This is a genomic window from Humibacter soli (assembly GCF_054779035.1).
In genome coordinates this window covers 2,511,192-2,530,757 of the sequence record NZ_BAAGYX010000001.1, presented here as the reverse complement: position 1 = coordinate 2,530,757, position 19,566 = coordinate 2,511,192, and the positions used below count along the sequence as shown (strand labels likewise).

The window sequence follows — 19,566 nt, the reverse complement described above, 5'->3', positions numbered from 1 at the left end:
GTGCCCACCGACGTTCGGCGCGCCGTAGGCTCTCACGCGTGGGGGACGGCGCGAACACCGACGCGAGTGACGACTCGACGCGCACGAATCCTCTGCGACGGCGACCTCGCGTCTCCCGACTGCTCATCATCATCGTCGGATCGTTCATCGTCGTGTACGCGGTCGTCGTCACTCTCTACGCGCTGAGCGGCCGGGTGGAGGGGTTCGGACCGACGGAACCGGAGCCGGCTTCCGGTGGCGTCACCGTCGTGCTCAAAGTCGAACGGGTGGATGCTGCGGCGCAGCGCATCGGCATGAACGTCGCTATCGACCCGTCGGACTCCCTCTACACCGGCGATCACTTCTCCCTTTCCACCGACATCCACGTGATCGTCTCGCCCGTTCAGGGCAGCCAGGCGATCGTCTTCAAGGCGCAATCGGCTCCGTCCACTCAGCCGGTCGAGCTGCTCACGAGCGGCGAGATCGAGAACTGGCCGTTCGACGTCTACCGCGCGAACCCCATGACGGTCCTCGCGTACGTCGTCTCCGACGGGGTCGCGCGCCCGATTCCCACGCATGTCTGGCTGACCGGCGGGGTTCCGGGGTGGACCGTCGACGCGCAGCAGATCGGCAAGGCGCCGGCTGAGATGCCGCAGACGCTGCCGGAGGCTCTCAACACCACGCCGACCATCGATCTGTGGGCGCCTCGCTCCGGCAGCACGATCGCCTTCGCCGTCGTGCTGCTCGCCCTCCTCGTCACCATGCCGTGTCTCGTGCTGTACGTGGCGATCATGGCGTTCCGCGGCAAGCGCAAGCTCGAGCCGTCGTTCATGGGGTGGATGGGCGCAATGCTCTTCGCCACCATCCCGCTCCGCGGGTTCCTGCCCGGATCGCCCCCGATCGGCTCCTGGATCGACTTCACCGTCGTGCTCTGGGTCGTCTTCGGCCTGATCGCCGGGCTCGTGATCTATGTCGCTGCGTGGTCGCGCTGGTCGCGTCCGAACCAACCGCCTCCCGGCGGCCCCTGAAACCTTCCTCGGCCTCAGCCATCTCCCTCGGCTTGGCCCTCTCCGTCGGCCTCAGCCCGCTCCCTCGGCTTGGCGGCCGACCCGGTTCATAACTCCTGCAGATCTGCTGACGCCGGGCCGGCGTCCCGCGTGATTCCGCGGCCGCGGATGGCGGCCCGTCCGTTTTTGCAGGAGTTATGCGCGCCCGGGGTGGTGCAGGGACCCGGCGGGGGCTGGATCGGCGGGGGCTGGCCCGGCCGGGGCCGGCGGGGCCGGGGTCGGCAGGCCCGGGCGGGGGCTGGTGGGCGCGGTTGCGCAATCCCACAGGCATCCGGCGGTCGCCCCGAACCGCGTTTGTCGCATCCGTACGGCGAACTGGCCGCTCACAGACTGCCGACCTACCGTGATGGGAAGAAACGGGATGTCTGCCCGCTGCACCGCGCGCGGCATTCCGTGAACTCGCCGCTGCCGCACCCGCCGGCATGTCCCCGACCAACCCCACGGAAGAAGGCCTTGCGATGGTTGACACCGCCTCGACGCCCGCGACCGAGCGCACCACGCGCCCTCAGCGCACTGACTACACGGCTCAGACCGGCCCGATCGACGTCGATGCGCCGCCCGCGACCATGGATGTCGCCGAGCTCGGCCGTCGGCTGATGGGCACGTGGGCCGACATCCGCATCGCCGCTCGCGAGCTGGCCAAGAACCCCGACATGCAGCGCATCGAGGGGCTCAGCCTCGACGAGCACCGCACCAGGGTCTTCGGCCAGCTGAAGCTGCTCGTCGAGAACGGACAGGTGCATCGGGCCTTCCCGAAGTCACTTGGCGGAGGCGACGACCACGGTGGCAACATCGCCGGGTTCGAAGAGCTCGTCACCGCCGACCCGTCCCTGCAGATCAAGAGCGGCGTGCAGTGGGGCCTGTTCGGTGCCGCCGTGCTGCACCTCGGCACAGCGAAGCACCACGAGAAGTGGCTGCCGGGCATCATGAGCCTCGACGTGCCAGGCGCGTTCGCCATGACCGAGACGGGTCACGGATCGGATGTCGCATCCATCGCCACCACCGCCACCTACGACCCCGCCACCCAGGAGTTCGTCATCGACACTCCGTTCCGCGGCGCGTGGAAGGACTACCTCGGCAACGCGGCGAAAGACGGCATCGCCTGCACGCTCTTCGCACAGCTCATCACCAACGGCGTCAACCACGGGGTGCACTGCTTCTACGTGCCGATCCGCGACGCGGCGACGGGCGAGTTCCTCCCGGGAATCGGGGGAGAGGATGACGGCCTCAAGGGTGGTCTGAATGGCATCGACAACGGGCGCCTGCATTTCACCGGTGTGCGCATCCCGCGCGAGAACCTGCTGAACCGCTACGGCGACGTCGCGGAGGACGGCACGTACACCAGCCCGATCGCGAGCCCCGGCCGCCGCTTCTTCACGATGCTCGGCACCCTGGTGCAGGGTCGCGTCTCGCTCGACGGCGCCGCGACGCTCGGCGCCGCGATGGGTCTCACGATCGCGATCACCTACGGCAACCAGCGCCGCCAGTTCACGGCGGGCAGCGACACCGACGAAGAGGTTCTGCTCGACTACCAGCGTCACCAGCGGCGGCTCATCCCTCGCCTCGCCACGACCTATGCGCAAGCCTTCGCACACGACAAGCTCCTGGTGAAGTTCGACGAGGTGTTCAGCGGCAAGGCCGACTCCGACGAGGACCGCCAAGATCTCGAGACACTGGCTGCGGCGCTCAAGCCGCTGTCGACGTGGCACGCGCTCGACACTCTGCAGGAGGCGCGCGAGGCATGCGGCGGAGCGGGGTTCCTCGCCGAGAACCGCATCACGGGCCTGCGCGCCGATCTCGACGTGTACGTCACGTTCGAGGGTGACAACAACGTGCTGCTGCAGCTCGTCGCCAAGCGCCTGCTGACCGACTACTCGAAGAAGTTCGCGAAGGCGGATGCCGGTGCGCTGGCCCGCTACGTCGTGGGTCAGGCCGCCGACCGTGCCTACCACGGCAGCGGACTCCGCCGACTGGCTCAGACGGTCGCCGACTTCGGCTCGACGGCGCGCTCGGTCGGCCAGCTGCGCGACCCGGAGACCCAGCGAGAGCTGCTCACCGACCGCGTGGAGACCATGATCTCCGAGGTCGCCACGCGCCTGCGCAACGCGAACAAGCTGCCGAAGGACAAGGCCGCCGACCTCTTCAACTCGCAGCAGAACGAGCTGATCGAGGCTGCTCGCGCCCACGGCGAGCTGTTGCAGTGGGAGGCGTTCACCGAGGCGCTCGACACGGTACAGGATGCCGGCACCAAGCAGGTGCTGACGTGGCTGCGTGACCTCTTCGGGCTGGGACTCATCGAGAAGCATGTGGCATGGCACATCATCCATGGCCGTCTGTCGCCCCAACGCGCCCAGGCCGTCTCGGCGTACATCGACCGGCTCGTCGCCCGACTTCGCCCGCAGGCGCAGAGCCTGGTGGATGCCTTCGGGTTCGAGCAGGAGCACCTGCGCGCGAAGATCGCGAGCGGTGCCGAGGCGGAGCGTCAGACCGAGGCGCGCGAGTACTTCCGGCAGCAGCGCTCCTCCGGCACCGCCCCGATCGAGGAGAAGGTGCTGCACAAGGCCCAGCGGGAGGGCTGAGCCGCCGCGCCGCCTTCCCGCGAGGGTGGCTGGGTGGCGCGCCCGGCCCGCCGCTGCGTGCGGCAGCGCTCAGTGCCAGTCGCTGACCTTCAGGTCGTCCGGTGCTGGCGCGCCGGCGCCGGTCTCGAGCAGTTCCTTGAGGCTGACCAGGAAGGTCGCCCACTTCGTGCTGCAGTGGGACATGAATTCGACCTCCTCGCGCCATCCGCGGTGGGCGAAGAGCACGATGGTGAAGTCCTCGGCGTCGTGCAGGTCGAAGCCGATCGTGGTGCCGATCCACTCCTGGGGCCCGTCGATGACTTCCCAGAGCACGCGCTCGCCGGGGACGAGCTCGACGACCTTCATGTCGAAGCCGCCCTGGTCGAAGCGGAACGCGACGACCCCGCCGACGCGATCCGGCTCGCCCGTGGTGTCACGGGTCCACCAGCCGCTCAGGCCGTCGAGGGTGGTGAGTGCCGCGTAGGCGGCGCCGCGCGAGGAACCCTTCGCTCCGACGCGGTGGATGATGTCGACCATGATGCTTCCTTTCGTGTTGTGCGGGCGCGCTGGTGCGCCCCGCGTGCCGCGTGCAGGCGGCGGGTGGTGAGGCGTACTGGGTGGGGCGGTGCCGGTCAGCGCTTCCGTTCGCGCTGGATGCCCTCGGCGATGCGCTTGATGCGGTCGAGCCGGGCATCCCACGCCGCTCCGACCGCCTCGAGCTGTGCGGCCGCGCGGGCGAGCTGAGCTCGATCGACCTCGAAATGACGCTCCCGGCCGACCGTCGTACCGTGCACCAGTCCGACGCCGTCGAGCACGACGAGGTGCTTGGCGACGGCCTGGCGCGTGATGGGGAAGTGCTCGCTGAGCGAGGTGGCGGTGCCCGGGCCCGACGCGAGAAGGATGTCGAGCATCCGTCTCCGCGTCGGGTCGCCGATCGCCGACCAGAGCTCCTCGTCGATCGTCGGCTCGTTCACAGCGTCTCGCTCATCGGGGATTGCTCGCTCATCGCAGGCTGACCGCCCTTGGCGCGTAGTCGACCAGGCGGGGCAGGAAGTGGTCCCAGCCCTCGACGTGGCTGAGGTAGGCCGCTTCGAGCACCGCGACCTCCCAGCCCTGCTCGCGAAAGCCGATCTCGGTCATCCGCAGCGCGGTGCCTTCGCCGGACGGCGTCAGCTCGAACGTGACGAGAAACGAGTTGCCTCGCTCGGGCTCGGCGCCGAGCGGATACGCCCAGCGGAACGCGAAGAGCCGCGGCGGGTCGGACTCGACGACGGTCATCGGCTGCACCATCGCTCCGTCGTCCCCGTGTGCGTTCCAGCGCAGCTCGCCGGTTCCGCCGACCGCGGAGTCGAGGTCCGCGTCGTCCGGCCACCACTCGCGCAGGTGCTCCGGCCGGCTGACGACCTCGAAGACGATGTCGGGTGTCGCGTCGATGTAGATGTCGCGTTCGATGCTGCCGTACTCCACGGGTCCTCCTCGGATGTGCAACTAGTGGTTGCGTATCACTGTACGTCGACATGATCGGATGCGCAACAATGAGTTGCACGTCGCGCCGAGTCGCCCGCCGGTCTCCGCCGCTGGTTGAGGAGCTCGCGGCGTCGCCGCGCGTCTCGAAACCCGTACCCGTAGCGTTGGCGGTTTCGAGACGCGCACCTACGGTGTGCTCCTCAACCAGCGGGAGGGAAGGACGCACACTGCGTGCACTCGTCAACCAGCGGGAGGGAAGGGCGCGCACTGCATGCACTCGTCAACCGGCGGGAGGGAAGGGCGCGCCCTCCGCGCGCTCCTGGACCAGCGGGAGGGGGAGGACGCACAGTGCGTGCTACTCGACCAGCGGAGTGGGTCCGGCTTTCAGCCCGCTCTTCGGCCGGATCTCGAACGGCGGCGCGTTCCTGATCAGCAGCCACGTCGGCAGCGTGATGACGCACAGGATCGGCAGCAGCGTCAGGTCGCTCGTGAGTGCGACGCCGAGGAACAGCGGGATCCAGCCGTCGTGCGTCTCGACCATCACGATGCCCATGGCTCCGCACGCGATCGCGAGCCCGAGCGGCATGCCGGGGATGACGGCGTGGCCGAGCAACCCGATGGCCACCCCGATGAACACGGCGGGGAAGATGCGGCCACCGCGGAACCCCGCGCTCGCCGCGACGAGCAGCGCGACGATCTTGACGATGGCGAAGAGCGCGAGTGTGCCTGCAGAGTACTTGTCGGGATGCTCGATGAGCTCACCGGTCTGCTGCAGCCCCTTGAAGAGGGTCAGCGGACCGCCGACGATTCCGAGCAGGCCGAGCACGAGGCCGCCGAGGGTCGTCATGATCACCGGGTTCCTCAGCGCATGGAAACCGCGGTGCAGATACGGAAAGACGAACGCCCCGGCGATGCCGACCCCGGCCGAGACCGCGGCGACCAGGATGCCCGTGACGAGGTCGATCGCATGTGGCGTGCCGTACGGCGTCACGTGGAACGCCAGTCCTGGCGACCCGAGCAGGTGCATCGTCAACGATCCTGCGGCAGCTGCAGCGATCGGCAGAAACAGCTTGTCCCACAGCGACCCGTGACCCCTGATCGCCGCCACGGTGCTGGTCAGCACCAGCGCGGCGGCCACGGGGGTGCCGAAAAGTGCGCCGATCGTGCCTGCGGAGGCGATCAGGATGATCAACCCTGGCGGAATCCTCGTGGCGAAGCGTGCGGCAGCGGCGACGGCGAGCGCAGCGTTGATCGCGATGATCGGGTTCTCCGGTCCGAGGCTCACACCACCGGCCAGACCGAGCAGCACGACGAGGGCGATGCTCGGGAGCGTGCCGATCGGCGGTGGCGGCGACGAGAGACCGGTGGTCGCGGAGTCGGGACCGCCGTGTCCCGGCATCAGCCAGACCACGAGTCCGACGGCGAATCCGGTGACGGTCAGCACCGTCAGGATCCACCACGGATTGTTCGTGCCGATGCCGATCGCGTGGGGCAGATCGGTCCAGAGCGCCGTTTCGAGCCACTCCGAGAGCGTGTCGAGGAGCCACAGCACGAAGCCGGACGCCACCCCGATGACGATCGCCGGAATCGACAGCAGAAGCAGCACTCGGATGCTCGGTGTCGCGTCATCCGCCGCCGTAGCCCGCCTGCCCGCACCCGCGTCTGTCATGGTCGCCCCTCGCCCGGCCGGTCCTCGCAGGGCTGTCGGCGCCGCGTTCCGGATGCGACATACCGTAACGACTCTTCGGCCTCGTCGGGGGCTCCTGTGCGTGCCCTCGACCGCCGACGTCGCGTGGTAGACAGCGCCGTAGACTCGCTCCATGACCACACCATCAGCGAATCAGCCGCCGATCGTGTGGGACATCGTCCTCTCGATCGTGGTGTGGGTGATGACCGGTGCGCTGATCGGCATCGCGACGTTCGTCGCGCTGTTCGGGCTGGCCTTCATCGACTACTGCCCGCCGGCGTCGTGCAGTGCCAACGGTGCGCTGTTGTCGCTGATGGTCGCGGGCGTGGCATCCGTGGTGGTCGCGCTCGCCGGGCTCGCCGGCGGCCTGGTGCTCATCGTGCAGCACCGCATCTCGTGGTGGGTCACGGTCGGCGCCTTCGTGCTGTGCCTGGCCTGCTGGGTGGCGGGCTTCGTGGGCGCAGCCAAAGCGGTGGGCTGGTAGGCGGCGCCCGACCTGCGGGAGGATGGGGCGCGAGACGTGCTCACGACGACAGTGCGAAGGACCAGATGACCGACGTGAACCCGCCGACTCCGCCTCGGCCGACTCCTCCGACATCCACCCCCGTCGCTTCGCCGGATCCGGATCCGGCCGCTGCCCTGTCGATCCGCACGCTGTACAAGTCCTTCGGTCAGAAGCGCGCGGTCGACGGCATCAGCCTCGACGTTCCCGCCGGAAGCTTCTACGGCCTGGTCGGCCCGAACGGTGCGGGCAAGACCACCACGCTGAGCATGGCGACGGGTCTGCTGAGACCCGACGCCGGCGTTGTGACCGTGCACGGAGTGGATGTCTGGCAACGCCCCCTCGAGGCGAAGGCGCAGGTCGGCGTGCTCTCCGACGGCGCCCGCCTCTTCGACCGCCTCACCGGCGAACAGCTCGTCATCTATGCAGGCCTGCTCAGCGGAATGGACCGCCCGACCGCGGTCTCGCGCACCGCTGACCTGCTGCAGCTCCTCGACCTTCAGACGGCGGCCGGAACGCTCGTCGTCGACTACTCGGCTGGCATGACGAAGAAGATCGCGCTGGCCTGCGCCATGGTTCACGCGCCGCGGCTGCTCGTGTTGGATGAACCGTTCGAGTCCGTCGATCCCGTCTCGGCGGCGAACATCCGCGACATCCTCGGCGGGTTCGTACGCGGAGGCGGAACGGTGATCGTCTCCTCCCACGTCATGGACCTCGTGCAGCGCATGTGCGATCACGTCGCGGTCATCACGAACGGCCAGGTCGTCGCATCGGGCACGGTCGACGAGGTGCGGGCCGGTGCCGACCTCGAGGACCGCTTCGTCGAGCTCGTCGGCGGACGACGCGTGCAGGAGGGTCCCGAGTGGTTGCGACGCTCGTAAGGCTGCGTCTGCTCGTTCTGCGCAACAGCCTCAAGCGCAGCGTCGGACAACTGATCGCCGTGATCATCGGCGGTCTGTACGGGCTGTTCGTGCTCGGCCTGGTCGTTTTCGGGCTGTTCGCGCTGAACTTCGCGCCGGTCGAGGTGCTGCGCACCGTCGTGGTGCTCGCCGGCTCGGTGCTGACCCTCGGGTGGGCCATCGTGCCGATCTTCCTGCCGATCGAGCAGACCCTCGACGCTCCGCACCTCGCGGTCTACCCGATTCCCCTGAACACCCTCCTGACCGGACTGCTCATCTCCGGCGTCGTCGCGATCCCCGGTGCCATCACGATGATCGCGTCGGTCTTCACGTTCGGATCGTGGTTGCGGATGCCCGGCGTGGCCGTTCTCGCACTGGTGTGCGGCATCGCGGGCGCCCTGTTGTGCGTGATGCTCTCCCGTGCTGTGACGTCGGCGGCGACCGGGCTGTCGTCGGGGCGGCGGTTCCGCGAGGCGGCGGGCATCCTCATCTTCATTCCTCTGGTGCTGCTCGGTCCGATCATCGCCGGAACCGCGTCAGGGCTGCAGCACTCCAAGGATGTGCTGCCGAATCTGGCCGACGCGATGTCGTGGACCCCGCTCGGCGCCATCTGGGCCATCCCTTCGCAGGTGGCGCTCGGGGACCCGCTCGGGGCCGTGCTGCGGGCGCTGATCGGGCTCGCAACGATCGCCGTCGTGTTCCTGGTGTGGCGCTGGGGGCTCGCCCGTGCGCTCGTCACTCCGGTGCACGCGACCTCGCGGGTGCGCGCTCAGGGCAAGCTGGGGCTCTTCGGCCGGTTCCCCGACACCCCGGCAGGTGTCATCGCCGCGCGCTGCCTCACCTACTGGTTCCGCGATCCGCGTTACCTGCGGCAGCTCGTCATCATCCCTGTGCTGCCGCTGCTGTTCTGGTTCTACTCGTCGATCAGCCATGCGACGTTCCTGCTGCAGATCTCGGGTCCGCTCGTCGCGTTCGTGCTCGGCGGCGCACTCATCGCCGACGTCTCTTACGACTCGACGGCGTTCGTACTGCACATGAGCAAGGCGGTGCCCGGTCGTGCCGATCGGTGGGGACGGGCATCCGCCGTCCTGATCTTCGGGCTTCCGGCGGTCGTTGCGATCACCCTCATCACGGCGACGGTTGCAGACAGCTGGATGCCCGCGCCTGCGCTCCTCGGCCTCGCCATGGGTCTGCTGCTCGGTGGCCTCGGCGTCTGCTCGGTCACCTCGGCCGTCGTGGTCTTCCCCGCGCCTGCACCGGGGGACAACCCGTTCAAGACGCGTCCGGGCGCGAACACGGCGCTGCTCGGCTCGACCTTCATCACGTGGGGCGCGCTCGCGGTGATCAACCTGCCGGAGATCGTGCTGCTCATCGTCAGCCTCACGACGGGGCAGCAGCTCTGGGGCTGGATCTCCCTCGTGGTCGGCATCGTGCTCGGCCCGATCACGCTCACGATCGGTGCGCGGCTCGGCGGGCGCATCCTCGACCGGCGCGCGCCCGAGCTGCTCGTGCAGCTGCAGAAGGACGCGTGACTTCGCCAGCGCCACCGCTCATGCACGTCCCTGCGATGGCCGTGCGTGACCACGACCACGAGGAGCACATCGTCGTGCACGGTGTAGACGATGCGGTAGCCGCCAGCGCGCAGACCGGGCCGGCCACGTAGCGCCTTGGCACCGGGCGGCCGAGGGTCTTGGCCGAGCAGCTCTATCGCTCCACGGATGCGGTCGCGGTCCTGGTGGTCGATTCGCTTCAGCGCGCGTACCGCCGCGGGTCGCAGCTCGACCCGGTAGCTCACGTCCAGCCCAGGTCTGCCCTGACCCGGGCCCAGGGGATGTTCTCGCCTTCCTCCGCAATCGCTTCGTCGTAGGCGGCGATGTCTTCGACCTCTTCGACTGCTTGCAGCATTCGCTCATAGGCCTCGGGGCTGACGACCACCGCCGCCGGGCGCCCACGACGCTCGATGATCATCTAGCTGATGCACATGTTCACCTCTGCGAGTTGTGGGCCCTTGTTGTTGCCATGCGGAGAGGTGACGACACGACGCGACCACAATGAGGGGCCAGGCCCCAGTGGATGTGTGGCGCTACAGGAGGCCGAGTGCCCGCACGGCGTCGCGCTCCTCGACGAGCTCCGTGATGGAAGCGTCGACGCGAGCCCGCGATCGCGCTTCGACGGCCAGGTCGGGCACGACGACCCACTCGCCATGCTCCGCTCGCACCGGCAGCGAGCACACCAGTCCCTCCGGCACGCCGTAAGCCGCCGCGACCTCGGCGTTCGGCCCGCTCGTGGTGACCCCCGCCGACGTCCAGCGCCCGCCGGTGCCGTTCACCCAGTCGTGCACGTGATCGATGGCCGCGCTGGCAGCGGATGCCGCACTCGACGCCCCGCGCACCTCGATGATCTGCGCGCCTCGGCGCGCCACCCTCGGCACGAACACCTCGTCGAGCCATTCGGTGTCGACCAGCTCGGGAATCGGACGGCCGTCGAGGGTGGCGTGCGAGACATCCGGGAACTGAGTCGCCGAGTGGTTGCCCCAGACGACGACGCCGTCGATCGAGGCGACAGGGGCATCCAGCTTCTCCGCGAGCTGCGCGACTGCGCGGTTGTGGTCGAGCCGGGTCATCGCGGTGAAGCGCTCGGCAGGCACGTCGGGCGCGTGCGACGCGGCGATGAGAGCGTTCGTGTTCGCCGGGTTGCCGACGACGAGCACTCGGATGTCGGATGCCGCGTGCTCGTTGATCGCAGCTCCTTGCGGCGCGAAGATCGCAGCGTTGGCCTCCAGCAGGTCCGCACGCTCCATGCCTGCGGATCGCGGGCGTGCCCCGACCAGCAGCGCGACGTTGGCGCCGTCGAAGGCCTTCGACGCGTCGTCCGTCACCTCGATCGACCGCAGCAGGGGGAACGCGGAGTCGAGCAGTTCGAGAGCGGTGCCCTCAGCTGCGCGAAGGCCCTGAGGGATCTCCAGGAGGCGAAGGCTCACGGGAGTATCGGGCCCGAGCAACTGCCCTGAGGCGATGCGGAACAGCAGCGCGTAGCCGATCTGCCCTCCTGCTCCGGTGACGGTCAGGGTGACGGGTTCGCGGGAAGCGGCGGCCATGCGGCCAGCCTACGGCTGGGGCCCGCGCGGTGCTGGATGCAGGAAATCCCCGAGCACGCGAGACGGCGTACTCGGGGATCCTGGGCGCGGCTTCAGAAGAGCCGCTCGCCTGCCGAGGGGTTTTGGGGGGATATCCCCCGGCCAGGGCTTCAATCTATGGACACTACCGGGATGAACGCTGAAATAACTCTGACGCCACACTGATAGAAATCTATGTGCTCACTGAGAGGAGTGAGGATGCCTGCCGGCGCGTCGCCGCTGGCTCGACCTCACGCGGTGCGTGCGGCCGTCTTGATGGCCTTCTTGGTCTCGCGGACCCGTGCGAGCGACGCCTCGTCCACGATGTCGGCGACCGAACGGTACGACCCCTCTTCGCCGTACGCACCGGCGGCCTCACGCCACCCGGCGCCGTCGAATCCGTACTGCTTGCCGAGCAGCGCCACGAAGATGCGCGCCTTCTGGTCGCCGAAGCCGGGAAGCGCCTTCAGTCGCTTGAACACCTCGCGACCATCGGGTTCGTCGCGCGTCCAGATCGTCGAGGCGTCGCCGTCCCAGTCGTCGACGATCGCGCGGCACACGGCCTGGATGCGCCCCGCCATCGATCCCGGATACCGGTGGACGGCCGGCGGGGTGGAGCAGAGCTTCGCGAAGGCATCCGGATCCGCGTCGGCGATCGCGGCGGCATCGAGCCCGCCCATGCGGTCCCGGATCTTCTCCGGTCCGCTGAACGCGGTCTCCATCGCCACCTGCTGGTCGAGCAGCATGCCGATGAGCAGGGCGAGCGGGTCGGCCGACAGCAGTGCGTCGGCGGCGTCGTCTCCGGTGATGTGCAGGGTGCCGGTCATGCGGTCCATCCTCGCACTCGCCACCGTCGCGCGGGCGGCGGGATGACCGTTCCCGTGCGGCAGAGACCACGTTGTGCACAGCCGATTGACGATGTCGGTGGTGAGGTCTTGCATGGGGGTGACCGGCGTCGGCATGCAGAGCGTGCGCCGGTGCGCATAGGGAGGCATCCATGGTCCAGGCGATCTCGACCCGACAGTTCCACGACGCAGTGCCTGGGGATGACTGGCATCGTGTCTACGGCGGCGCGACCGCCTACTTCGCGACGGGTTCGTTCGCCACCGGCCTCGAGCTCGTGAACGCGGTCGGCGAGCTCGCCGAGGCCGCGAACCATCACCCCGACGTCGACCTGCGCTACGGCGCCGTGGTCGTGCGCCTGCAGACGCACGAGGCGCACGGGCTCAGCGACCGCGATGTCGCGCTCGCCCTGCAGATCTCGGAGGTCGCACGCGGGCTGGGCATCGCCACGGAGTCCCGCCAGCTCCACACCGTGCAGATCGCGATCGATGCGCTCGACATCCCGAAGGTGCTGCCGTTCTGGGAGGCCGTGCTGGCGTACGACCGGCGGGGGGACGAGGTCCTGGTCGACCCTCGCAGGCTCGGGCCGTCGGTGTGGTTCCAGCAGATGGACGCCCCACGGCCCCAGCGCAACCGCATCCACATCGACCTCGCGCTGCCTCGTGCGGAGGCGCAGGGCCGCATCGCTGCAGCGCTCGCCGCTGGCGGCGCCGTGGTGAGCGATGAATTCGCGCCGCACTGGTGGACGCTCGCCGACCCCGAGGGCAACGAGATCGACGTCGCGCCGTGGGTCGACGACACGAACCCCGAGGACACCTGAACTCGCTGGCTTTCAGCTCCAGCGCGCTACTCGACCAGCGGGGTCAGGGCGTGGTTCCGCGTGATGTCGCGACGGTCCCTCGGCAGAAGGAACCCGACGACGATGAGCCAGAGCAGCCCGGCGAACCGGCCGATCGGCAGCAGGATGCTCACCGGCGGCCAGATCAGTGCGAAGAACGAGAGCTCCGAGACGGCCGCGATCACAAGTCCGGTCCACGCGAACCAGCGGGGTGTGAGCCGCAGGACCAGCGACGGCACCGCGGCGCCGGCGATCAGCAGTCCGATGCCGCCGACGAAGCCGACGCCACCGAGCGCGTAGGCCAGGTACGCGAACGTGTGAACAAGAGCCGGGCTCATGCCGGTGACGGATTGACCGAGCACCCAGGTGACGAGGCCGGACGTTCCGAGGAAGACGGAGGCGGCGATGCCGCCGTAGTAGCCGATCGACGGACCCGGAACGCGGATGCCGAGCCGCAGCATCCGTGCGTACGTGGTCGCCGCGTAGATGCCGAGCGGCACAGACGCGCCGAACGTGAAGAACCCGGCGAGCGTGGCGGCGACCGGGTCGTGCGTGTAGTACGCGGCAACCTCCGACGTTGCGCCCAACGGCGAGGGCAACGTGCCTCCCGCGATGGCCGCGCTGATCGCGATGCCCGCGAGCGTGAGCACGGTCGTCACGATGGCGAGGATGCCCGGGTTGGGTCCGTCTGGACGACGCACCGCACGGGTGGTGGTGGGCGATGTCATGGTCTCGCTCCTTCCCGGTGTTTGCAGTACTTACGACACGTAATGATTACATTTCAGAATTATTCTGTCAACGCTGTATTCTTGAAGCGTGCCATCCCATCGACCAGCGCGCATCGGCTTCCTGCTCAGCCAGCTCGGCGCCCACGCGTCCCGCCGCTTCGACGAGCGCGTCGCAGAGCTCGGCCTCACCGCGCAGCAGGCAGGGGTGCTGCGCATTCTCGGCAGGCAGCCGGGCGTCAGTCAACGGGATCTCGCCGACCGGCTCGGGCTCGTGCAGAGCCGTATGGTCGCACTCATCGACGGTCTCGAACGGGACGGTCTCGTGGCTCGCACTCGCAGCGAGGTCGATCGGCGCAGCTACCGGCTCACCCTCACCGACCAGGGAACGGCAAGGCTCGACGAGCTTCGCGCCGTTGCCGAAGCGCACGAGGCAGAGCTCGCCGGGCAGCTCACCGCCGGCCAGCGCGACGAACTCTACGGCCTGCTGCGCTCGCTCGCGGGGTCTCTCGACGTCGACGTCGAGGTTCACGAGGGGTACCGCGCCTTCCGGGAACAGCAACCGGAGGCCGGGGCCGTAGACAGGACAGCGGGGCGCAGGGCGCAGTAGTCCATCGGGCGATCGAGCGGCGAGGTCCGTGCGCACCAGTGCACCGCGGGCCATGCTGGAGGCATGACCGATACAACGCCAGCAACGGACGCCACCGAACAGCCCACCGGACCGCGGATCCTCGTCGGAGTCGACGGCTCCGATCCATCGCTCGACGCACTGCGGCAGGCCGCGCGATTCGCCCCGCTGCTCGGTGCGAGCATCGAGGCCGTCACCACGTGGACGTATCCCGTGATGACCGGGCCGTTCGCGATGGCCGAGGCTCCGTCGTTCGAGGACTTCGCGAAGGAGACGCTCGAGCAGGCTCTGAAGGACGCCTATGGAGACGATCGCCCTGAGAACCTGCTCGCAGAGGTGCGGTTCGGCCACCCCGCACAGGTGCTCATCGACCTCAGCGAGGGCGCAGAGATGCTCGTGCTCGGTTCGCGAGGGCGCGGCGGCTTCGCCGGCCTGCTGCTTGGATCGGTCAGCTCCGAATGCGCTTCGCACGCGAAGTGCCCCGTGCTGATCGTGCGCTGACGCCGGCCGTGCGCCGTGGTCCGTTCGCGGGCTGAGAGGCGATCGTCGCCGGGCGGTGGACGCCTCCGACCGCTCGGCGACGCGAAACGCTAGGGTTCCTCATATGTCGGCCCGAGTGACCATCAGAGATGTGGCACTCGCCGCCGGGGTCAGCAAAGGAGCGGCATCCAACGCCCTCAACGACCGCCCCGGCGTCTCCGACGAGACTCGCGAGCGCGTGAAAGAAGCGGCGCGACAGCTCGGATGGTCCGCGAATCGGATCGCGCGGGCTCTCTCGGGCTCGCGGGGTGATTCGATCGGGTGGGCGATCGTGCGCAGCGCCAAGACCCCGGCGATCGACCCCTATTTCACGGAGCTGTTCTCGGGCATCGAGCTGGAGCTCGAGTCCGGCGAGCTGTCCCTGGTCGCCAAGTTCGTGGCGGATCGCGAAGCAGAGGCGGCGCTCTATCGGCGATGGATGTCGGAGGGTCGGCTCGCCGGAGTGCTGGTCTCCGACATCAATGTCGACGAGCCCCGCTTCGCCCTTCTCCAGGAGCTCGAGACCCCCTTCGTCGCGTTCAGGAGCACTGTCGCCGGCGAAGGCGCGATGCCTGCCGAGCTGCGGGTGACGACCGTGCCGGAGGGATGGCAGGTTCCGACGGTGTGGTTCCAGGAGCGCGGCGCGGTCACCGCCCTGCTCGACCACGCCCTGTCGTTCGGGCACCGCCGCATCGCCTGGATCAGCGGTGATCCTGCGAAGGCAGCCGTGCTGCTGCGGGAACGTGCCGCCGATAGATGGGCCGGCACCAACGGCGTCACGGTGAACACGGTGTACACGGACTACAGCCCGAGCTCCGGTGCGCAGCGCGCCGTCGAACTCGTTCGCGAGCGGGTCGCGCCGACGTTCATCGTGTTCGACAGCGACGTGATGGCTCTCGCCGGTTTGTCGGCCCTCAGTGCGGCCGGCCTGGCGGTGCCGCGGGATGTCTCGGTGGCGTCCTTCATCGACTCGACGCTCTGCGAGGTCGCCCTGCCACCCATCACCGCGCTCGCCCATCCGGTCGTGGAGTACGGGCGGGTGTTCACGCGGCGGCTCGTCCAGCTGATCGACGACGGCAAGGGCGCTGATGCGTGGCTCGACCCGCCGACCCTGGTGCGTCGCGCGAGCGTCGCCTCCGCGCCGACGGAGTGACGTAGCGCCGGCGGTGGCACAGCGTCTCGCGGTCCATCTTCCGTTCGCACCCACCAGCACCGGCACCCCGCGACCCGCAGCCAATCACCCTCCGGAACAGAACAAAACCGGTTCGGGTGTTGACTACTAAACCGGTTCTGTAATACCGTCGGGCGCGAGTCCGATGCCGATCCGGCAGACGAGGCCGTGACGCACGGACCGTGACACGACATCGCCGCAAACGAAGGAGTTTGACATGCAAACCGGTGCAACCAGCAGTCTGAGTCGACGCGGCTTCCTCGCCGGCAGCGCCGCGGTGGCGGTCGGTTTAGGCCTGAGCGCCTGCAGCGCCGCCTCCAGCGGCCCGAAGAGCACGGGCGGGCCGATCACCTTCTGGGACATGGTGTGGGGAACGGGTACGACCTACACGGCCAAGGCGCGCGGCATCGCGAACGGGTATCAGCCCAAGGGCAGCGACCGCGGGGTGAAGTACCAGTCCATACCGTGGGCGAACTGGAACCAGACGTTCACGTCGGCTGCGGCATCCAAGACCACGCCCGCCGTGGCGTCCGGTGCGGCGTTCCTGCCGTTCTACCTGCTCGAGCAGGGCTCCGTCGTCCCCGCCGACAACCTGGTCAAGACGCTGGACAAGAACGGCACCAACGACTTCCTGCCAGGCCTGCTCCAGCAGATGAAGACCAGCAAGGGATACGCCGCACTGCCGTGGTCGATGGACCTCCGCGTGCTGTGGGTGCGCAAGTCGTTGCTGGAGAAGGCCGGCGCCGACATCCCGACCGACTGGGACTCGTTCATCAAGGCGGGCGAGGCTCTGCAGAAGCAGGGGCTGGTCGGCCTCGGTCTCGCAGCGGGCACGACCACCACCGACGCGCAGCACACGGTGTCGGCGCTGATGATCAACAACGGAGGCGGCATGTTCGACGAGAACGGCAACCTCGACTGTGTCACCGATCGCAACATCGAGACTCTGGACTTTCTGAACGAATGCGTGAAGAAGGGCATCATCGACCCCCACGCGATCGGCTACACGAACACGAACCTCGCGGATGACTGGACATCCGGTCGCGTCGCGATGGGGTTCAACCAGACCGGGCTCGACAAGACCTTCAAGCCGGACGAGCAGTCCGACCTCGAGGTCATCGATCCGCTGAAGGGACCACACGGAGACACCGGAACCGTGTACTACATCAACCCGCTCATGATGTTCGACACGTCGCCGTCGCAGGATTCGTCGGAGGCCTTCCTCGCTTGGTATCTCGACCAGATCCACCAGTACTGGACCAGCGGGGTCGAGACGGACCTACCCGTCAAGAAGAGCATCACGAAGCTGCCGGTGATTCAGAACGACAAGAACCTCGTGAAGTCGGTCGACGTCTGGCAGCCGATCGGCAAGACGATCGGAGCGCGCACGGACCACGCCTTCGCGGCGCTGAACACCGTGGACGGCGGCTCCGCTACCGCGACGTTCGTGCAGCAGATCGCCCAGGGCCAGCAGTCGTCGAAGCAGATCCTCCAGACTCTGCAGTCGTCGCTCGAGTCGGTCATCAAGTAGCCCGTGGGCGTCGAATCCGAGGTGGATGCCGTTCTCCGCGACGGCGCGTTGGTCACCCTTGTCGATCTGGTGGTTCCTGCCGACGACTGGCCGTCTGCGTTCCAGGCGGGGGCTACGGCGTTTCTCACCGGGATGCTCAACGAGAGGCCGGAGTGGGCGGGGCGCATCCGCTCCCTTCTCGACGCCGAACGGCCGACGGAGCACCCCGAATGGGAGTGGTTCGCCCAGCTCGTCAGCGGCGGCTTCTACGCCGACCCCGCCAATGGCGGCAACGCCGGCGCTGCATCGTGGCGGATGGTGCAGTGGCGCCCTGAGCCCGTCGGCGGCTGGCCCGCCCTGGCGCCGGAGTCCGACAAACGGCACGTGCTTGCTGGCCCGGGATGGCTTCGCCCTCGGTACGACGCCATCGTGATCGGTTCTGGCGCTGGCGGTGGCGTCGCGGCCGCCGAGTTGGCGAAGAGCGGGCGCGAGGTGCTCGTCGTCGAGGCCGGATCGTGGCCGACGACCGACCGGCTCGACTCCGACCACCTGCGCAACCCGCGCTCGGACTGGGGCCTCCCGGTGCTGAGCGGCCCCGTCGACGCCTCACCGCGTGTGCTCAGCAACGAATCCGGTGACCACCTGCTCGGGCCGTCCGACGCTGGATGGGGCAACAACGCCTTCACCGTGGGAGGTGGCACCCGGGTCTACGGCGCCCAGGCGTGGCGGTTCTCGCCGATCGACTTCCGCATGGCGACGACATACGGAACGCCGCAGGGGAGCGCTCTCGCCGACTGGCCGTTCGGCTACGAGGAGCTCGAGCCCTACTACCAACGTGCGGAGTGGGAGATGGGGGTGAGCGGCTACGACGAGGCGAGCCCCCACGACGGCCATCGCTCGGGGCCCTACCCCATGCCGCCCCTCCGCGGCGGGGTTGCCGACACCGTGCTGGGCCGAGGTGCCGCAGCACTCGGCATCCCGACGGTGCCGCCGCCGCTCCTCATCAACTCCAGGCAGTACCTCGGCAGGGCGGCGTGTGCCCAGTGCGCCATGTGCGTCGGCTTCGCCTGCCCAGTCGGCGCCAAGAACGGCAGCCAGAACACGACACTGGCTGAGGCACTCGACACCGGCAGGTGCACCATGATCGTCGAGGCATCGGCGCAGCGGTTGCTCACGGATGACCGGGGTCGGGTGGACGGCGTTCGCATCGCGGGCATCCGCGACGGCTCCGTCTGGACGGCAGAGGTGCGCGCCGACGATGTCGTGCTGGCCGCAGGGGCGATCGAGTCCGCCCGTCTCCTGTTGAACAGCCCGACCGACCGCGAGCCGAACGGCATCGGAAACGACGCCGACCAGGTCGGCCGCCATCTGCAGGGTCACCTCTACGGCGGCGCCACAGCGATCTTCGACCGCGATGTCGTCGATCTGCTCGGCCCTGGTCCGTCGATCGCGACGACGGCGTACCGGCACGGCAACCCCGGCATCGTCGGCGGAGGGATGATCGCGAACGAGTTCGTGCCGACGCCGTCGAACACCTACCGGTACCTGGTCGCCGCGGGGTTCATCCCGTCGTTCGGCCTGGAGTCGAAGGCCGGCATGCGCGCGTTGGCGAACCGGATGATGCGGGTCATGGGACCCATTCAAGAGGTCACCTCCAGCTCGTCTCGGGTGCGGGTCGCCCACGATGTGACCGACGGGTTCGGGGCACCGGTCGCACGGCTCAGCGGCGGAAACCACGACGAGGACTACCGGGCTCGCGACTTTCTCACCGACCGTGCGGCGGAGTGGCTGCGGGCATCGGGCGCCAGCGCCGTCGTGCCGCTCAGCAGAGATCGGAGCCGCTGGGCCCCGAGCTCGGGTCAGCATCAGGCCGGCACCTGTCGAATGGGGGATGACCCCGCGCGCAGCGTCGTCGACCCGGTCGGCCGGGTCTGGGGGCACGACAACCTGCGCATCGCGGATGCCTCGGTGCACGTGACCAACGGCGGGGTGAACCCGGTGCTCACGGCGATCGCGAACGCCTACCGCACGATGGACAAGATGCTGGCGGAGTAGCGC

At 68.7% G+C, this 19,566-nt stretch carries 19 protein-coding genes and 1 pseudogene; 11 read left to right on the top strand and 9 right to left on the bottom strand.

What is annotated here, in order from left to right; genetic code table 11:
• Positions 1–38: 38 nt before the first annotated feature.
• Together ACYVDN_RS11720 and ACYVDN_RS11715 are read left to right on the top strand one after the other, a co-directional pair.
• Positions 39–1,007 carry a DUF4436 domain-containing protein gene (locus ACYVDN_RS11720; RefSeq protein WP_460571611.1) on the top strand — a complete coding sequence of 323 codons (969 nt, stop codon included), beginning with the start codon at positions 39–41 and terminating at the stop codon, positions 1,005–1,007.
• 497 nt (positions 1,008–1,504) lie between these two features.
• Complete coding sequence (locus ACYVDN_RS11715; RefSeq protein WP_460571609.1) at positions 1,505–3,625, top strand: acyl-CoA dehydrogenase family protein; 2,121 nt, start codon at positions 1,505–1,507, stop codon at positions 3,623–3,625.
• Positions 3,626–3,694: 69 nt separating this feature from the next.
• On the opposite strand, the gene ACYVDN_RS11710 is transcribed toward ACYVDN_RS11715, so the two are convergent.
• The 4 genes from ACYVDN_RS11710 to ACYVDN_RS11695 form a co-directional block, all read right to left on the bottom strand.
• Entirely contained in the window at positions 3,695–4,141 is a 447-nt protein-coding gene (locus ACYVDN_RS11710) for an SRPBCC family protein (protein WP_460571607.1), read from the bottom strand.
• Between the two features lie 95 nt (positions 4,142–4,236).
• Positions 4,237–4,578, bottom strand: coding sequence for an ArsR/SmtB family transcription factor (locus ACYVDN_RS11705; protein WP_460571605.1), 342 nt, complete (start codon positions 4,576–4,578; stop codon positions 4,237–4,239).
• A gap of 28 nt (positions 4,579–4,606) precedes the next feature.
• A complete protein-coding gene (locus tag ACYVDN_RS11700; protein WP_460571603.1) occupies positions 4,607–5,071 on the bottom strand; it encodes an SRPBCC family protein in 465 nt (154 codons plus the stop codon).
• Positions 5,072–5,426: 355 nt separating this feature from the next.
• Entirely contained in the window at positions 5,427–6,740 is a 1,314-nt protein-coding gene (locus ACYVDN_RS11695) for an ion channel protein (protein ID WP_460571601.1), read from the bottom strand.
• Between the two features lie 151 nt (positions 6,741–6,891).
• Between ACYVDN_RS11695 and ACYVDN_RS11690 the strand changes: the two genes are divergently transcribed.
• From ACYVDN_RS11690 to ACYVDN_RS11680, 3 genes are all read left to right on the top strand, one after another.
• The gene (locus ACYVDN_RS11690) at positions 6,892–7,242 is read left to right on the top strand and encodes a hypothetical protein (RefSeq protein WP_460571599.1); all 351 of its coding nucleotides are present in this window, start codon (positions 6,892–6,894) and stop codon (positions 7,240–7,242) included.
• A 65-nt stretch (positions 7,243–7,307) separates the two neighbouring features.
• The gene (locus ACYVDN_RS11685; RefSeq protein ID WP_460571597.1) at positions 7,308–8,141 is read left to right on the top strand and encodes an ABC transporter ATP-binding protein; all 834 of its coding nucleotides are present in this window, start codon (positions 7,308–7,310) and stop codon (positions 8,139–8,141) included.
• Entirely contained in the window at positions 8,123–9,691 is a 1,569-nt protein-coding gene (locus tag ACYVDN_RS11680; protein ID WP_460571595.1) for a transporter, read from the top strand. The genes ACYVDN_RS11685 and ACYVDN_RS11680 overlap by 19 nt, the downstream gene beginning before the upstream one ends.
• Positions 9,692–9,735: 44 nt before the next feature.
• Here the strand turns inward: ACYVDN_RS11680 and ACYVDN_RS11675 are convergent.
• The 4 genes and pseudogenes from ACYVDN_RS11675 to ACYVDN_RS11660 form a co-directional block, all read right to left on the bottom strand.
• A pseudogene (locus tag ACYVDN_RS11675) lies at positions 9,736–9,954 on the bottom strand (type II toxin-antitoxin system RelE family toxin); the annotation flags it as partial.
• Positions 9,951–10,127, bottom strand: a complete 177-nt coding sequence (locus ACYVDN_RS11670; protein WP_460571593.1) for a type II toxin-antitoxin system Phd/YefM family antitoxin — start codon at positions 10,125–10,127, stop codon at positions 9,951–9,953. The pseudogene ACYVDN_RS11675 and the gene ACYVDN_RS11670, both read right to left, overlap by 4 nt.
• 115 nt (positions 10,128–10,242) lie before the next feature.
• On the bottom strand, positions 10,243–11,256 hold the full coding sequence (locus tag ACYVDN_RS11665) for a malate dehydrogenase (protein WP_460571591.1): 1,014 nt from the start codon (positions 11,254–11,256) through the stop codon (positions 10,243–10,245).
• Between the two features lie 269 nt (positions 11,257–11,525).
• Positions 11,526–12,101 carry an HhH-GPD-type base excision DNA repair protein gene (locus ACYVDN_RS11660; RefSeq protein WP_460571589.1) on the bottom strand — a complete coding sequence of 192 codons (576 nt, stop codon included), beginning with the start codon at positions 12,099–12,101 and terminating at the stop codon, positions 11,526–11,528.
• Between the two features lie 170 nt (positions 12,102–12,271).
• Here ACYVDN_RS11660 and ACYVDN_RS11655 point away from each other — a divergent pair, with 170 nt between their 5' ends.
• On the top strand, positions 12,272–12,937 hold the full coding sequence (locus ACYVDN_RS11655) for a VOC family protein (RefSeq protein ID WP_460571587.1): 666 nt from the start codon (positions 12,272–12,274) through the stop codon (positions 12,935–12,937).
• Between the two features lie 26 nt (positions 12,938–12,963).
• On the opposite strand, the gene ACYVDN_RS11650 is transcribed toward ACYVDN_RS11655, so the two are convergent.
• Complete coding sequence (locus tag ACYVDN_RS11650; protein ID WP_460571585.1) at positions 12,964–13,683, bottom strand: hypothetical protein; 720 nt, start codon at positions 13,681–13,683, stop codon at positions 12,964–12,966.
• An 88-nt stretch (positions 13,684–13,771) separates the two neighbouring features.
• On the opposite strand from ACYVDN_RS11650, the gene ACYVDN_RS11645 reads away from it, so the two are divergent.
• From ACYVDN_RS11645 to ACYVDN_RS11625, 5 genes are all read left to right on the top strand, one after another.
• The gene (locus ACYVDN_RS11645) at positions 13,772–14,290 is read left to right on the top strand and encodes a MarR family winged helix-turn-helix transcriptional regulator (protein WP_460571583.1); all 519 of its coding nucleotides are present in this window, start codon (positions 13,772–13,774) and stop codon (positions 14,288–14,290) included.
• A gap of 63 nt (positions 14,291–14,353) precedes the next feature.
• The gene (locus ACYVDN_RS11640) at positions 14,354–14,809 is read left to right on the top strand and encodes a universal stress protein (protein ID WP_460571581.1); all 456 of its coding nucleotides are present in this window, start codon (positions 14,354–14,356) and stop codon (positions 14,807–14,809) included.
• Positions 14,810–14,912: 103 nt separating this feature from the next.
• Entirely contained in the window at positions 14,913–15,980 is a 1,068-nt protein-coding gene (locus ACYVDN_RS11635) for a LacI family DNA-binding transcriptional regulator (protein WP_460571579.1), read from the top strand.
• 235 nt (positions 15,981–16,215) lie between these two features.
• Positions 16,216–17,529: an ABC transporter substrate-binding protein gene (locus tag ACYVDN_RS11630; protein WP_460571577.1), complete on the top strand. Its 1,314-nt coding sequence runs from the start codon at positions 16,216–16,218 to the stop codon at positions 17,527–17,529.
• A gap of 3 nt (positions 17,530–17,532) precedes the next feature.
• On the top strand, positions 17,533–19,563 hold the full coding sequence (locus tag ACYVDN_RS11625; protein WP_460571575.1) for a GMC family oxidoreductase: 2,031 nt from the start codon (positions 17,533–17,535) through the stop codon (positions 19,561–19,563).
• The last annotated feature ends 3 nt before the right edge of the window (positions 19,564–19,566 follow it).

Coding starts and splice junctions, on each gene's coding strand:
- ACYVDN_RS11635 (WP_460571579.1), top strand. CDS start 14,913: ATGTCGGCCCGAGTGACCATCAGAGATGTGGCACTCGCCGCCGGGGTC.
- ACYVDN_RS11715 (WP_460571609.1), top strand. CDS start 1,505: ATGGTTGACACCGCCTCGACGCCCGCGACCGAGCGCACCACGCGCCCT.
- ACYVDN_RS11655 (WP_460571587.1), top strand. CDS start 12,272: ATGGTCCAGGCGATCTCGACCCGACAGTTCCACGACGCAGTGCCTGGG.
- ACYVDN_RS11630 (WP_460571577.1), top strand. CDS start 16,216: ATGCAAACCGGTGCAACCAGCAGTCTGAGTCGACGCGGCTTCCTCGCC.
- ACYVDN_RS11650 (WP_460571585.1), bottom strand. CDS start 13,683: ATGACATCGCCCACCACCACCCGTGCGGTGCGTCGTCCAGACGGACCC.
- ACYVDN_RS11640 (WP_460571581.1), top strand. CDS start 14,354: ATGACCGATACAACGCCAGCAACGGACGCCACCGAACAGCCCACCGGA.
- ACYVDN_RS11665 (WP_460571591.1), bottom strand. CDS start 11,256: ATGGCCGCCGCTTCCCGCGAACCCGTCACCCTGACCGTCACCGGAGCA.
- ACYVDN_RS11660 (WP_460571589.1), bottom strand. CDS start 12,101: ATGACCGGCACCCTGCACATCACCGGAGACGACGCCGCCGACGCACTG.
- ACYVDN_RS11695 (WP_460571601.1), bottom strand. CDS start 6,740: ATGACAGACGCGGGTGCGGGCAGGCGGGCTACGGCGGCGGATGACGCG.
- ACYVDN_RS11685 (WP_460571597.1), top strand. CDS start 7,308: ATGACCGACGTGAACCCGCCGACTCCGCCTCGGCCGACTCCTCCGACA.
- ACYVDN_RS11710 (WP_460571607.1), bottom strand. CDS start 4,141: ATGGTCGACATCATCCACCGCGTCGGAGCGAAGGGTTCCTCGCGCGGC.
- ACYVDN_RS11670 (WP_460571593.1), bottom strand. CDS start 10,127: ATGATCATCGAGCGTCGTGGGCGCCCGGCGGCGGTGGTCGTCAGCCCC.
- ACYVDN_RS11690 (WP_460571599.1), top strand. CDS start 6,892: ATGACCACACCATCAGCGAATCAGCCGCCGATCGTGTGGGACATCGTC.